Below are 13,991 nucleotides of genomic sequence, written 5' to 3'. Positions count from 1 at the left end.
TGGACAAGCATTCATCCCATGATTCTATGATGGCTCCTATGGCAGACGAAGACCTCGCGATCCTCGGCCCCGCGGCCGGGCCCCGTACGACCTCCACCGCACCGCCGGCCGACGGCCCGGGGCCGCAGCCGGGCCTCCAGGGAGCCACGCCGAAGGCCGCCGGGGCCGCCGGCCGCTGGCTGCCGGGAATCGTGATCGCCGGTCTCGTCCTCGCCGCGCTCAACCTCCGGCCGGCCATCACCAGCCTCGGCGCGCTCATGGAGGAGGTCCGCGCCGGTCTCGGCATGAGCGGCACCCTCGCCGGGCTGCTGACCTCCGTGCCGCCGCTGTGCTTCGCCGTCTTCGGTATCGCGGCGCCCCGGCTGGCCAGGCGCTGGGGGCCCGGTGCGGTCGTCTGCGCCGGCATGGCCGCGATCGCCGTGGGCGTCGTGGCGCGTCCGTACGCCGGCGGCACCGGCGGCTTCCTCGCCGCCAGCGCGTTCGCCCTGGCCGGCATCGCGGTCAGCAACGTCCTGATGCCGGTCGTCATCAAGAGCTGGTTCCCCGACCGGGTCGGCCCGATGACCGGCCTCTACTCGATGGCGCTGGCCCTGGGCACCTCGCTCGCCGCGGCGCTCACCGTGCCCATGACCGAGGCGCTGGGCGGCAGTTGGCGCACCGGCCTGGCGGTGTGGGGGGCGCTCGCCGCGGTTGCCGTGCTGCCGTGGCTCGCGGTGGTACGGCAGCGCCGCGCCGCCGCCGGACCGTCCACGATCGAGGCGGCGCGGCCCGGAGAACCCCCCGTACGGATCACCTCGTCACCGACCGCCTGGGCGCTGGCCGTCTTCTTCGGTCTGCAGGCCACCGCCGCGTACATCACGATGGGCTGGATGCCGCAGATCTTCCGCGACGCCGGGGTCTCGGCGGGTACGGCGGGTGTGCTGCTCGCCGTCACGATGGTGATGGGCGTCCCGCTCTCCTTCGTGCTGCCGCGGCTGGCGACCCGGATGCGGCATCAGGGTCCGCTCGCGGTGCTGCTGGGCGTCTGCGGCCTGGCCGGCTACGCCGGACTGTGGCTGGCACCGGCCGCCGGCGCGTGGGTCTGGGCGCTGCTGATGGGTATTTCCAACTGCGCCTTCCCGCTGGCCCTGACCATGATCGGGATGCGTTCGACCAGCTCCGCCGGGGTCGTCAAGCTCTCGGCCTTCGTACAGAGCGTCGGCTATCTGATCTCCATCCCCGGACCGCTGCTGGTCGGCACGCTCTACCAGCACAGCGGGGGCTGGGGGCTGCCGATCGCCCTGATGGCGGGGCTCATGGTGCCGCAGATCGCGGTGGGTGTGCTGGCCGGGCGGGACCGCCGGATCGAGGACGAGACGTGAGTGCGACACTGGGCGCATGCCAGTGCTCGAACCGAATCCGCAGGGTGGCCAGAAGAAGCTGCTCCTGGTCCTGGGTCTCATGCTCGGTGTGACCGTCGTCGTCGCGATCATCGCGAGTATCGCCGCGCCATGACCGGGCGACGGCCCGGCCCTGCGGGGATGGGGTGGGGCCGGCCCCACCGTCCCCTAGGGGGTCAGGGTCAGGGGTAAGTGGGTGGCTTCCCGGGTGGGAACGGTCGCCGGTGATCCGTAGCTTCGAAGTACACCGCACCGCAGCGGTGAGCGCGCCGCAGCCCGCGGGCGCGCGCCCCTTCGATGCGCCGCGGAGGCGATCCGTATGTCCGCCGTGTTCAGCCGGTCACCCGCAGCCAAGGCCCACCGCCTGCGGAAGCGGCTGCCGTGGTGGGCGCTGGCCCTGCCGGTGGTCTCCTTCATAGCCCTGTTGGTGCTGGTGGCGAGCCCCTCCGCGGCGAGTGCGGCGAGCGCGGCGAGCGCCCCGCAGGGCCTGGCCGCGCTGCTGGAATTCCTCGCCGGGCTTGTCCGCATCGGTGCGTGATGCCCCCTTGCGCCCGCGCGTCACCCTGCAGGGGGGGGAGCGCTTCAACACCCCGCGCCACGCGCCGTCTTTCGTGCGAAGCTGGGACGCATGAGCGCCGATACACCCCGCCGGATTGTCCTCCTCCGACACGCAAAGGCCGAATGGTCGGAGGAATCCGACCATGAGCGCCCGCTCGCCGAGCGCGGCCGTAGGGACGCCCCGGCCGCTGGCCGCCGGCTGGCCGGAGCCGGGATCACCCCCGATCTGACCCTGTGCTCGACCGCTGCCCGCACCAGGGAGACCTGGAAGCTCTTCGTCCACGAGCTGCCGCAGCGGCCCAAGACCGTCTACGAGGAGCGACTGTACGAGGCCTCCCTCGGCGAGCTCCTCGCGCTGCTGAACGAGACCTCCGACGAGGTGAACGACCTGATGCTGGTCGGCCACAACCCGGGGATGCACGCCCTCGCGGACGCGCTCGCGGGCGAGGCGGAGGGCGATCTGCTGCCGCGGATGAACCGCGGCGGGTTCCCGACCGCGGCGATCGCCGTGATCGAGTTCACCGGCTCCTGGAAGTCCGTGGAGCACGGCGTCGGCCGCCTCGTCGCCTACCTCCCCCCGCACGAATGAGCCACGGCAGCCACCGGCGCCGCTGAGGCGAACGGCCCCGGGCCCGGCTGCCGAGGCGCACAGGCAACGCAGAAGGGCCCCGGCATCCGCCGGGGCCCTTCTGCCGTAGATCTTCGGTCTCCCGTGGGTCACCCACGCCCGGCCGCCGGGGCCGGCCGCGCTCACTCGCTGTGGGTGTTCGCCGCCTCGACCTCTTCGCGGGTGATGCCCAGCAGATACAGCACGGTGTCCAGGAACGGCACATTCACCGCGGTGTGCGCCGCCTCCCGCACCACCGGCTTGGCGTTGAAGGCGACGCCGAGGCCGGCCGCGTTGAGCATGTCGAGGTCGTTGGCGCCGTCACCGATCGCGACGGTCTGGTCCAGCGGCACCCCGGCCTGATGCGCGAAGTCACGCAGCAGTCTGGCCTTGCCGGCCCGGTCCACGATGTCACCGGTGACCCGGCCGGTGAGCTTGCCGTCGACGATCTCCAGGGTGTTGGCGGAGGCGAAGTCCAGCCCCAGCTCCTCCTTGAGCGCATCGGTGACCTGCGTGAAACCGCCCGATACGACGCCGACTTGGTAGCCGAGCCGCTTGAGGGTCCGCACCAGGGTGCGGGCGCCGGGGGTGAGCCGTACCTCCTTGCGTACGGCGTCGACCACGGACGCGTCCAGCCCGCCGAGCAGCTCGACCCGGGCGTGCAGCGACTGCTCGAAGTCCAGCTCGCCGCGCATCGCGGCGGCGGTCACCTCGGCGACCTCGGCCTCACAGCCGGCGTGCGCCGCGAACAGCTCGATGACCTCGTCCTGGATGAGCGTCGAGTCGACGTCCATGACGACCAGCCGCTGGGCCCTGCGCTGCAACCCGGCCGCGACCACTGCGACATCCACGCCGAGCTGCGCGGCCTCGGGGGCCAGCACGCTGCGCAGCGCCTCGGTCGCCGCGCCGGAGACCGCGAACTCGACGGCGGTCACCGGATACTTGGCAAGCCGGAAAATACGGTCGATGTTGCCGCCGGTGGCCGTTATGGCGGCGGCGATGGCGGCGGTCGACTCCGCGGTGAGCGGATGCCCCAGCACGGTGACATGCGAACGTCCGGTGCCGCGCGGACGGTTGTCGCCCCGGCCGGAGATGATCTCCGCCTGGAGGTTCAGCGACTCGGCCCAGCTGTGCACGGTGGCCCGCAGGTCGCCCTCGGAGGAACCGGTCGAGCCCTGGGCGGGGGAGGGGGCGGTGACCAGTGCGCACAGCGTGATGCGCCCCCGGGTCACCACCTGTTCGATGTCCACGACATCGACGGAGTAGGCGGCGAGGGTGTCGAAGAGACCTGCGGTGATGCCGGGCCGGTCCTTCCCGAAGATCTTCACGAGGAGGGTCGGTACGTCATCGCCCGGTACGGCGGTGGCAGGCGGGATCTGCGATGCGCTCATGGTGCCCTTACGGTAACCGCCGGGCCGTCGCGTCCGTACGGGTGTCCGGGGTTCGGACCGGCCCGGCCCCGTGCCTCCGCGCCCGCGCCCCATGGCTCCCGCCCCGCGAGCCCCGTCGATCGTTATCGAGTCGTGTCCGACCCGCCCGGCCCGCAGGCGGGGTCGGAGCGTGCCCCACGCCAACACCCGTGCCGGGGCGACGCGTTCGGGCCGATGACGGAACGCGACCGCGGCGGACCGCGATATCGATTATTGATTTGTCTGCTTCATCCCATCATGCGGCCTCTGCGGCGGGCGCGCATGGCGTCCTCGGCGGGCCCCGTCCACCCCGCCGGAGAGCGCCGCGTCCGGAACACCCGTAATCCGGTGATCCCTGCGCATCCATGGGTTCTTCCCGTGCTCCGGGAGTGTTTGGCGGCCCCAACAGGAGCCGTTCGCACCCCAGTCCCGTCCCGGTTTCCGGTCGGAGGGCCGAGCCTGAAATAGTTCCTCACGATGTTCGCCATCCCTAGACTTCCCATTCAGGGCGTCACTCGGGGGACTATGTAATGGGGCATGGAGTGCCTGAACTCGTACTCGAATTGAACGGAAGGACCTGGACGCTCGACCCGTCCCGGTCCTACAACGTGGGCCGTGATCCGCAGGGCGACATGGTGCTCGACGACGCCAGGGTTTCCTGGCGGCACGCCACCGTGCGATGGGCCGGTCGCGGCTGGATCATCGAAGACCAGGGCAGCACCAACGGCACCTACGTCCAGGGCCAGCGGATCCACCAGATGGAGATCGGCCCCGGCTCGACGGTGCATCTGGGCAACGCCACCGACGGTCCTCGGGTGACCCTGTCGGCCCCGGCGCCGGCCGCCGACGCGTTCAGCGCGCCGCCCGCGATGGCGCCGCAGCAGCAGGCCGCGCAGGGCTGGCAGGCGCCGCCCGCGCACCAGCCGCCGGCCCAGCAGCCGCCCGTCCAGCAGCAGCCGCCCGCCCAGCAGGGCTGGCAGGCGCCGCCACAGGCTCAGCAGCAGCCGTACCTCCCGCCGCAGCAGGCCCAGCAGCCGCAGCAGGCTGTTCCCCCACAGCAGGCCCGGCAGCCCCAGGAGCGCCCCGCGCAGAAGGCGGGCGGCGCACCGGCCGGCGGCGACCGCAGCCCGACCACGTTCCACCGCCTCGACACGGGCCGGGTGATGCGCATAGGTCGTGCGCTGGAGAACGAACTGGTCGTCTCCGACCTCCAGGTCTCCCGCCACCACGCCGAATTCCGCGCCACGCCCGACGGCCGCTTCGAGATCCGCGACCTCGGCAGCCACAACGGCACCTACGTCAACGGCCAGCCGGTCGCCAAGTCCGGTACGGCGCTGATCGGCCCGAACGACATCATCGGCGTCGGCCACTCCACCTTCCGGCTGGTCGGCGACCGCCTGGAGGAGTTCGTCGACACCGGCGAGGTCTCCTTCTCGGCCCGCCACCTCACGGTCACCGTCGACGGCGGCAAGCAGATCCTCAAGGACGTCTCTTTCGGCGTCCCGGAGAAGTCGCTGATCGCCGTCATCGGCCCGTCCGGCTCCGGCAAGTCGACGCTGCTCAAGGCGCTGACCGGCTACCGCCCCGCCAACCAGGGCGATGTCCTCTACGACAACCGGAACCTCTACAAGCAGTTCGCCGAGCTGCGCCAGCGCATCGGTCTGGTCCCGCAGGACGACATCCTGCACAAGGAACTGACCGTCGCCAAGGCCCTCAAGTACGCCGCCAAGCTCCGCTTCCCCGGTGACACCGCGGAGTCCGAGCGCGAGGCCCGGATCGACGAGGTGCTGCGCGAGCTCAAGCTCGACGTCCACAAGGACAAGAAGGTCACCTCGCTCTCCGGCGGACAGCGCAAGCGTGTCTCGGTGGCCCTGGAGCTGCTGACCAAGCCTTCGCTGATCTTCCTGGACGAGCCGACCTCCGGCCTCGACCCGGGCATGGACCGCGATGTCATGCAGCTGCTGCGCGGCCTCGCCGACGACGGCCGTACGGTACTGGTCGTCACCCACTCGGTGGCCGAACTCGGTATCTGCGACAAGCTGCTGGTGATGGCTCCGGGCGGCGGCGTGGCCTACTTCGGCCCGCCCGAGGAAGCGCTCAACTTCTTCCAGTACGACACCTGGGCGGACGTCTTCTCGGCCTTCGAGAACTACCGCGACTACGACTGGATGGGCCGCTGGCGCGGTTCCCCGCACTACCAGATGTACGCCGCGGACATCGACGCCGTCGCCCCGCAGTCGGTGGCGATCCAGCCGCCGCCGGCCCGGATGCAGAAGTCCCAGAGCTGGGGCTCGCAGCTGTGGACGCTGATGCGGCGCTATGTCTCGGTGCTCGCCTCCGACCGCGGCTTCCTGGCCCTGATGGTGATCCTGCCGGCGGTGCTCGGTGTGGTCTCGATGCTGATCCCCAGCAATTTCGGCCTCGGCTACGGGCCGATGGCCAAGGGCCGCACCAACCGCGACGCCAGCACGATCATGCTGATCCTCGCCGTCGGCATGTGCTTCTCCGGTGCGGCCAACTCGGTCCGTGAGCTGATCAAGGAGCGGGTCATCTACGAGCGTGAGCGGGCCACCGGCCTGTCACGGTCGGCGTATCTGATGTCCAAGGTGATCGTGCTCGGCGTGGTCACCGCCTTCCAGGGCGTGATCATCGCGACGATCGGTTTCTGGACCCGGAACATGCCCACCGAGGGCGTGGTGGTGGCGAAGGCCCCGGCCATCGAGATGGCGCTGGCGATCATCGCGCTGGGCTTCACCTCGATGATGTTCGGCCTGATCATCTCCGCGCTGGTCAAGACGGCCGAGAAGACCATGCCGCTGCTGGTCATGTTCGCCATCGTCCAGGTCGTCTTCACCGGCGTGCTCTTCCAGCTCTTCGACACCGTGGGCGTCGCCCAGTTCGCCTGGCTGATGCCCTCGCGCTGGGCCGTCGCCGCGATGGGCGCGACCGCCGATATGAACACCCTGCTGCCGTGGGAGCCGGGCAACCCGGACCCGCTGTGGAAGCACCAGACCGGCGTCTACGTGATGGACATGATCATCCTGATCAGTCTGGGCATCGCGCTCGCCTTCGTCGTCGCGCGGCTGCTGCGCCGCCACGAGCCGGAGGTCATGCGCAAGTAGCGCCGAGCGCTCATACGCCCGAGGGGCGGCACCCGACACCGGGTGCCGCCCCTCGGCGGTGTGTGCATACGCGGACTGCGTGAACCAGTGGCTCAGTAGGCTGCGTGAACCAGTGGCTCAGTAGGCCGAGTTGACGTTGTCCATCGAGCCGTACTTGTCGGCCGCGTAGTTGCAGGCGGCGGTGATGTTGGCGACCGGGTCGTAGATGTTCCACGAGGTGCCCTCGACGTGCCACGTCTTGAAGGTCGGGTCGATGACCTGCAGCAGACCCTTGGACGGGATGCCGTTCTTGGCGTTGATGTCCCAGAGGTTGATCGCCATCGGGTTACCGCTCGACTCCCGGATGATGTTCCGGTAGATGCCGTTGTAGGAGCCGGGGATGCCCTTCTTGGCCATGACGTCCAGCGACTCGCGGATCCAGCCGTCGAGGTTGTCCGGGTAGGTCTTGGCGGCGGGCTTGGCGACCGGCTTGGCGGCCGGCTTCGGGGCCGCGGCGGGGATCGCGGCGCGGACGGCGGACCGGCTCGCGGCCTGCTTCGCCTGGCGCGCCTTCTCGGCCTTGGCCTTGGCCGCGGCGGCAGCCTTCGCCTTGGCGGCGGCCTTCTCGGCAGCGGCCTTCTTGGCGGCGGCCTCGGCCTTGCCCTTGGCGGCGGAGTCGTCGGCCTGCTTGGTGATCGTGGCCTGCTGGGCCTTTGCGGCGGTACCGACCGCGGCGAAGGCAACCGGCTTCACATTCTCGACGGCGGTGGCCTGGCTCTTTGCCTGATCGGCGTCAGCACCCGGAACGACGGCGAAGACCAGAGCGGCGGCACCGGCGGCGGCGACACCAGCGACGGAGAGCTTGTGCGTCCGGGTCAGGCGGTGGAGACCAGAAGTGGCGTGCTTGGGCATGGCGGGACAGACCTTCCAATGGGGGGCATCGCACGGGCCTTGAGCGGCGGCCAACGCCGAGCTTTCAATCACGGCGCCGAGCGATGGGAGCCATTCTTAGCGGCCAGAAATTCGCCAGGCAAAGGTGTGACGTACGATCCGAGTTAGTGGAACCCATAGCGGGAATATCGCGTCCCGAATGGTCGCTTCCCAGCTCACACCGTTTTTAGGGGTCCACTAACCCGGGTCGTAAGTGATGTGCGTCCTATGCGCGGCGTCACAGTGCGGAAGGGTTTATCTCGCCGGACGTAATTGCAAATGCACAGTCTGTGTGTGTCAGATCTCGACCATGACCTGGTCAAGGGACTTTCGGGTCAAATCGGGCACTTCGCACTCCGGGGCCGGATAGCCCACCGGAATCACCGCGAACGCCTTCTCGTTGGCCGGCCGCCCCAGCACCTCCTGTAGGAAGCGCATCGGGCTCGGTGTGTGCACCAGCGCCGCCAGCCCCGACAGATGCAGCGCGGACAGCAGCATGCCGACCGCGATGCCCACCGACTCGTCCACGTAGTAGTGCTTGCGCTTGCTGCCGTCCGCGCCCAGCCAGTGCCGCTGCCGGAAGACGACGATCAGCTGCGGGGCATCCGTCAGATGCGGCTTGACCTCGTCCGTGCCCAGCGGCCGCAGCGCCGCCAGCCACTCCTCGCCCAGCCGCCCCTCATAGGAGACCCGCTCCTCCGCCTCCGCCGCCGCCCTGATCCGGCGGCGCACCTCGGGGTCCTTGACCAGGACGAACGTCCATGGCTGCTGATGCGCCCCGGACGGCGCGGTGGCCGCACAGGCGATCGCGTCCTTCACCACCTGCTCCGGCACCGGGTCGGCGGCGAACTGGCGGACCGTACGCCGCTGGTCCATCCGCTCCCGCAGCTCGGCGGCGCGGGCCAGCGACTCGGCCGCGGGCATCCGCTCGGGCCGGTACGGCACCGGCCGGTAGGGGGCGCCGTGGGTCGGCACCCAACTCCTCATTGATGGCGACATGCAGGGAGTCTGGAACTCACCCCGGCAGCAGGAGATGCAGATCGCCGAATTCATGCCACAGATAGCGCCGCTGCACCGCCGCGGCGTACGCGCGCCGCAGCGCCTCCCCGCCCGCCGTCGCCGACGCCACCGCCTCCAGCATCAGCAGATGCGAGGCGGTGGGCTCGTGCAGCCCGGTGAGCAGGCCGTCCACCGCCCGTACCCCGCGCTCCGGCGTCACCACCAGGTCCGTCCAGCCGGCCGCGGCCCGCACCCGCCCGTCCGCCCCGGTCGCCGATTCCAGCGCCCGTACGGCCGTGGTCCCGACCGCTATGACCCGCCCACCCGAGCCGCCCCGCGCCGGGCCACCCGCCCGCCGCGCCGCTCTGCGCCGCGCCCGTACGGCGTTCACCAGCCACGCCGTCGCCGGCGGCACCACGAACCGCTCCGGATACGGCGGCTCGAAGGCCTCCGCCGACGCGACCCCCGTATGCAGCGAGATCGGCGCGAACTGCACCCCCCTGCCGACCAGCCGCGCCACCAGGTCGGCGGTGAAGGGTCGGGCGGCGCTCGGCATCTCCGCGCTGCCGTCACCGGGCGAGTCCACCGCGAAGACGGTCTGATACGCGGCCAGCGGCTGGTCCCGGTCCGTGTAGCCGTAGCGGATCGGCCGCCCGTGGAGCCGCATCAGCTCCGGCACCCGTGCACCTGCCACCCGCGCCCACCACAGCCGTACGCCGCCCGGATCCACCGGAGCCTCCAGCACCAGCCGCGCCCGGCCCGGCAGCCGCACCACCGTGCCCGCCGGTCCGCCCGCCCGCGGCCGGGTGCTGCCCCGGCCGTCCGGGGTGCGCAGCTCCACCGCCCAGCGGCCGGCCACCGCCCGGCCCGCCGGGTGCCGGCGGTCGGCCCGCGTCGAGAAGTGCACCACCACCGGCTCACCGCGCCCCCGGCCGTCCCCGACCCGGCCGTCCACCGCCGCCGGCAGCGTCCGCGAGGTGTTCACCACCAGCACGTCCCCGGCCGCCAGCAGGTCCGGCAGCTCACCGAAGGCGTGATGTCCGACCTCGGCCGCACCCCGGCTCACCATCAGCCGTACGGCGTCCCGGCCCAGGCCGGACCCCCGCTGCTCGGGCGGCACCCGGGCCGACAGCTCCTCCGGGACCTCCAGCACCTCCGCGATCATCGCGAGCCGCCCGGGTCCGCCGCGCCGGCCAGTAGATCCGCCGCCGCGTACCGCCCGCTGACGGCCGCCTCGTCCAGCAGCCGCAGCAGCGCCGGGACCACCGTCCCGGGCAGCGGCCGCCCGGTGTCGTCATCGTCCGGGACGGCGGCCGCGTACAGATCGGTCCGCATATCGCCCGGGTCCACCCACCACACCCGCAGCCCCGGCTCCTCCACCGCGAGCACCGCCGACTGCTGATCCAGCGCCGCTTTCGCCGCCCCGTATCCGCCCCAGGTCGGATACGCCTCGACGGCGGCGTCGGAGCTGATGTTGAGGATCGCCCCACTTGTCGCTATATAAGGGGACGAATCGGACATTCCGGCATTTCGGACATCTCCCAGGTAAGGGTGTGAATCGTATGTTCCAGCATTACCGGTACCCCTTATATAGGGGACTTGTCCTGTATGGGAAATATCGCCCGCATACGATGCGAAATAGGAGGAAGCACGCAATAGCGGCAGAGCCTCCTGGGTGAGACCCAGCGGCGCCACCACATTCACCTCCAGCGCCGTCCGCAACCCGTCCAGCGGATGGTCCGCCAGCCGCACCAGCGGCTCCGCCCCCAACGCGCTCGCGTTGTTCACCAGCAGATCGAGCCCGCCCAGCTCACCGGCCGCGGCCACCAGCGCCGCCCGGTGCCCGCCGTCCGTCACATCCCCGGCCAGCGCCACCACCCGCACCCCCGCCCCGCGCAGCTCCCGCGCCGCCGCCTCCAGCGGCCCCGCCGACCTGGCGTCCACCACCAGATCCCAGCCGCGTCCGGCCAGCCCCGCGGCGAGCGCCCGGCCCAGCCCCTTCGATGCCCCCGTGATGATCGCCACCGGCATGATCGCGTCCCCTTTCCCGGCCGGGCCGGCCGGCCCGAGCCCTCGCCCTCACCGTAGGAACGCCACCGTCCGCCGGGCGTCGGGCGACGGACCGGCCGTGGCCAGGGCATTCGGCCTAGGCCGGTAGGCCTAGGCGGCAGCCTTCGCCGGACTGATACGGGCCATCCGCCCCGCCGGTACGGTGAGGCCATGACCAACGGACGGGGAGCCGGGATCCCCGCGGTGAGCACCGCGATCCTGGCGATGAGCAGGCATCTGGAGGTGCGCGACGTCCTCAAGACGATCGTGGCCTCGGCCCGCGAGCTGCTGGACGCCGAGTACGCCGCACTGGGAGTGCCCGACGATCACGGCGGCTTCGCCCAGTTCGTGGTGGACGGCGTCAGTGCCGAGCAGTGGAAGGCCATCGGCCCGCTGCCCCGCCAGCACGGCATCCTCGCCGCGATGCTGCACAACGCCACCCCCGAGCGGCTCGCCGACGTACGGAAGGACCCCCGCTTCGGCGGCTGGCCCACGGCCCACCCGGACATGTCCGACTTCCTGGGCCTCCCGGTCGCCGACGGCGACGAGATCCTCGGCGCCCTCTTCCTGGCCAACAAGCGCTGTCCCAAGCCGTCCGGCGGCTGCGGCTTCACCGAGGACGACGAGCGACTGCTCGGCATACTCGCCCAGCACGCCGCCATCGCCCTCACCAACGCCCGCCTCTACGAGCGCAGCCGCGAGCTGACCATCGCGGGGGAGCGCGCCCGGCTCGCCCACGAACTGCATGACGCGGTCGCCCAGAAGCTCTTCTCGCTCCGCCTCACCGCCCAGGCCGCCACCGCCCTGGTCGACCGCGACCCGGCCCGCGCCAAGGACGAGCTCCACCAGGTCGCCGCGCTGGCCGCGGAGGCCGCCGACGAACTGCGCGCCGCCGTCATCGAGCTGCGGCCCGCGGCCCTGGACGAGGACGGGCTGGTCGCCACCCTGCGCTCACAGGCCCAGGTCCTGGACCGCGCCCACTCCGCGCATGTCACCTTCGCCGCCCAGGGCGTCCGGGCGCTGCCCGCCGCCCAGGAAGAGGCGCTGCTCCGGGTCGCCCAGGAGGCGCTGCACAACGCCCTGCGCCACTCCGGCGCCGAGAACGTCGAGGTGACCCTCGCCCGCAACGGCCAGGGGGCGCTGCTGCGGATCGCCGACGACGGCTGCGGCTTCGACACCGGCATGGTCCGCCGGGCCGGCCGCCACCTCGGTCTGGTCTCGATGCACGACCGCGCCGGCGGCGTCGGCGGAAAGCTCACCGTGGAGTCGGAGCCCGGCAAGGGCACCGCTGTCGAGATGGAGGTGCCCGGTGGCTGACATCGAAAAGGGCAGCGCAGCGCGCATCGGCCGACGGACGGTCGCGGGCGAAGCGCGGGCAATCCGCGTACTGCTCGTGGACGATCACCAGGTCGTACGCCGGGGGCTGCGGACGTTCCTGGAGGTCCAGGACGACATCGAGGTGGTGGGGGAGGCCTCCGACGGAGCCGAGGGCATCGCCGCCGCCGAACAGCTGCGCCCGGACGTCGTCCTGATGGACGTCAAGATGCCCGGTATGGACGGCATCGAGGCGCTCCGCAAGCTGCGCGAGCTTGCCAACCCCGCCCGGGTGCTGGTGGTGACCAGCTTCACCGAACAGCGCACCGTCGTCCCGGCACTGCGCGCGGGCGCGGCCGGCTATGTCTACAAGGACATCGACCCGGAGGCGCTGGCCGGCGCCATCCGGTCCGTACACGCCGGGCATGTCCTGCTGCAGCCCGAGGTGGCCGAGGCGCTGCTCGCACAGGACGAGGGCAACAGCGGCCAGGGGCGCGGTACTTCACTCACCGACCGCGAGCGCGAGGTGCTCGGCCTGATCGCGGACGGCCGCTCCAACCGCGAGATCGCCCGCGCGCTGGTGCTGTCCGAGAAGACCGTCAAGACCCATGTCTCCAACATCCTCATGAAGCTCGACCTCGCCGACCGCACACAGGCCGCCCTGTGGGCCGTACGGCACGGCATCGGGGCCTGAACTCCGTACGCGACCGGGGGGCCGACAGGCTTTCCGTACGACAATGCGTCAAGCAGAACGTCGCCTCCCGGTCCGAGATTCATACTGTCGTGTAGCTGTAGCCCATTCGGCGTATCCCTTCTCGCGCCGGTCCGTTGTCCAGAGCAGTCGTGACGGCTGGTCACGACATCGGCAACGAGGAGCAAGAGAAGTGAAGAACATCAAGCGGGTAGCGGCCATCACGATGGCGGCGAGCGGTCTCGCCCTCGCGGGCGCCGGCGTTGCCTCGGCCCACACCCCGCAGGCGCAGGGTGCCGCGGTGCAGTCCCCGGGCATCGTCGCCGGCAACGCCGTCCAGGCTCCGGTGCACGTCCCGGTGAACGCCTGCGGCGACACCGTCAGCGTCGTCGGCCTGTTCAACCCCAGCTTCGGCGACCCCTGCGTCAACAACTGACCGCAGGCACGCTCGCACGACCCGCCTTGGCCCGCGCGACGCCCCAGTCGGCGCGGGTCGGGCCGGATCGGCCCCGTCGCCCGTGGGCGTGCGGCCGGTCCCTTCCCTCAGTCACTGTCATTCCGGCTCTGTGCCACCACGTGAGGAACTCGCCCCCATGAACACCGCCAAGAAGGCCGCTCTCGTCCTCGCCACCACCGGACTCGCCCTCGGAGCAGCTGCTGGCTCGGCGTTCGCCCACGACGGCGCGCAGGCCGGCGGCAAGGCCGTGCATTCTCCCGGTATCGGCTCGGGCAACCTCGTCCAGGCCCCCGTGCACGTCCCGGTGAACGCCACCGGCAACACCGCCACCGTCATCGGTGCGCTCAACCCCACCTTCGCCAACGAGTCCGAGAACTTCTGATCGCCGGCTCGCTCGCACGATCCTTCCGACCCGCGCCACGCCATGGTCCACGCGGGTCGGGCCGGACCGGTCCCGTCGCCCGTGGGCGTGCGGCCGGTCCCTTCCCTCAGTCACT

General features: G+C 71.3%; 14 protein-coding genes. 9 read left to right on the top strand and 5 right to left on the bottom strand.

All coding sequences use genetic code 11. From position 1 onward, the window contains the following. Positions 1–38 precede the first annotated feature (38 nt). The 4 genes from KI385_RS11610 to KI385_RS11600 all read left to right on the top strand — a co-directional run bounded on the left by KI385_RS11610 (position 39) and on the right by KI385_RS11600 (position 2,526). The gene (locus KI385_RS11610) at positions 39–1,361 is read left to right on the top strand and encodes a CynX/NimT family MFS transporter (RefSeq protein WP_238572111.1); all 1,323 of its coding nucleotides are present in this window, start codon (positions 39–41) and stop codon (positions 1,359–1,361) included. Between the two features lie 16 nt (positions 1,362–1,377). Then, positions 1,378–1,494, top strand: coding sequence for an SGM_5486 family transporter-associated protein (locus KI385_RS43900; RefSeq protein ID WP_280524943.1), 117 nt, complete (start codon positions 1,378–1,380; stop codon positions 1,492–1,494). A 204-nt stretch (positions 1,495–1,698) separates the two neighbouring features. Beyond that, on the top strand, positions 1,699–1,917 hold the full coding sequence (locus tag KI385_RS11605; protein WP_238572110.1) for a hypothetical protein: 219 nt from the start codon (positions 1,699–1,701) through the stop codon (positions 1,915–1,917). A gap of 90 nt (positions 1,918–2,007) precedes the next feature. Continuing rightward, positions 2,008–2,526, top strand: a complete 519-nt coding sequence (locus KI385_RS11600) for a SixA phosphatase family protein (protein WP_238572109.1) — start codon at positions 2,008–2,010, stop codon at positions 2,524–2,526. Between the two features lie 161 nt (positions 2,527–2,687). Here KI385_RS11600 and serB read toward each other — a convergent pair whose 3' ends face one another. Then, positions 2,688–3,935 carry a phosphoserine phosphatase SerB gene (serB, locus tag KI385_RS11595; RefSeq protein WP_238572108.1) on the bottom strand — a complete coding sequence of 416 codons (1,248 nt, stop codon included), beginning with the start codon at positions 3,933–3,935 and terminating at the stop codon, positions 2,688–2,690. 548 nt (positions 3,936–4,483) lie between these two features. Between serB and KI385_RS11590 the strand changes: the two genes are divergently transcribed. Next, positions 4,484–7,075 (top strand): ABC transporter ATP-binding protein/permease, encoded by a 2,592-nt coding sequence (locus tag KI385_RS11590; protein WP_238572107.1) that lies wholly within the window; start codon positions 4,484–4,486, stop codon positions 7,073–7,075. 117 nt (positions 7,076–7,192) lie between these two features. On the opposite strand, the gene KI385_RS11585 is transcribed toward KI385_RS11590, so the two are convergent. The 4 genes from KI385_RS11585 to KI385_RS11570 form a co-directional block, all read right to left on the bottom strand. Next, positions 7,193–7,966, bottom strand: a complete 774-nt coding sequence (locus KI385_RS11585) for a transglycosylase SLT domain-containing protein (protein WP_238572106.1) — start codon at positions 7,964–7,966, stop codon at positions 7,193–7,195. A 315-nt stretch (positions 7,967–8,281) separates the two neighbouring features. Next, a complete protein-coding gene (locus tag KI385_RS11580; protein ID WP_238572105.1) occupies positions 8,282–8,983 on the bottom strand; it encodes a nitroreductase family protein in 702 nt (233 codons plus the stop codon). Between the two features lie 16 nt (positions 8,984–8,999). Continuing rightward, entirely contained in the window at positions 9,000–10,148 is a 1,149-nt protein-coding gene (locus KI385_RS11575) for an S-adenosylmethionine:tRNA ribosyltransferase-isomerase (RefSeq protein WP_238572104.1), read from the bottom strand. After that, positions 10,145–11,014 carry an SDR family NAD(P)-dependent oxidoreductase gene (locus KI385_RS11570; protein ID WP_238572103.1) on the bottom strand — a complete coding sequence of 290 codons (870 nt, stop codon included), beginning with the start codon at positions 11,012–11,014 and terminating at the stop codon, positions 10,145–10,147. Before KI385_RS11570 ends, KI385_RS11575 begins: the two co-directional genes overlap by 4 nt. 189 nt (positions 11,015–11,203) lie before the next feature. Between KI385_RS11570 and KI385_RS11565 the strand changes: the two genes are divergently transcribed. From KI385_RS11565 to KI385_RS11550, 4 genes are all read left to right on the top strand, one after another. Continuing rightward, positions 11,204–12,349, top strand: coding sequence for a GAF domain-containing sensor histidine kinase (locus KI385_RS11565; protein ID WP_238572102.1), 1,146 nt, complete (start codon positions 11,204–11,206; stop codon positions 12,347–12,349). 1 nt (position 12,350) lies between these two features. Further along, entirely contained in the window at positions 12,351–13,040 is a 690-nt protein-coding gene (locus KI385_RS11560) for a response regulator (RefSeq protein ID WP_238577661.1), read from the top strand. Between the two features lie 190 nt (positions 13,041–13,230). Continuing rightward, positions 13,231–13,473, top strand: a complete 243-nt coding sequence (locus KI385_RS11555; RefSeq protein ID WP_238572101.1) for a chaplin — start codon at positions 13,231–13,233, stop codon at positions 13,471–13,473. A gap of 157 nt (positions 13,474–13,630) precedes the next feature. Continuing rightward, a complete protein-coding gene (locus KI385_RS11550; protein WP_238572100.1) occupies positions 13,631–13,876 on the top strand; it encodes a chaplin in 246 nt (81 codons plus the stop codon). Positions 13,877–13,991: the final 115 nt, after the last annotated feature.

The sequence above is a fragment of the Streptomyces inhibens genome (assembly GCF_022221585.1).
Classification (GTDB): Bacteria; Actinomycetota; Actinomycetes; order Streptomycetales; family Streptomycetaceae; genus Streptomyces; species Streptomyces inhibens.
This window is presented reverse-complemented; position numbering and strand designations above follow the sequence as displayed.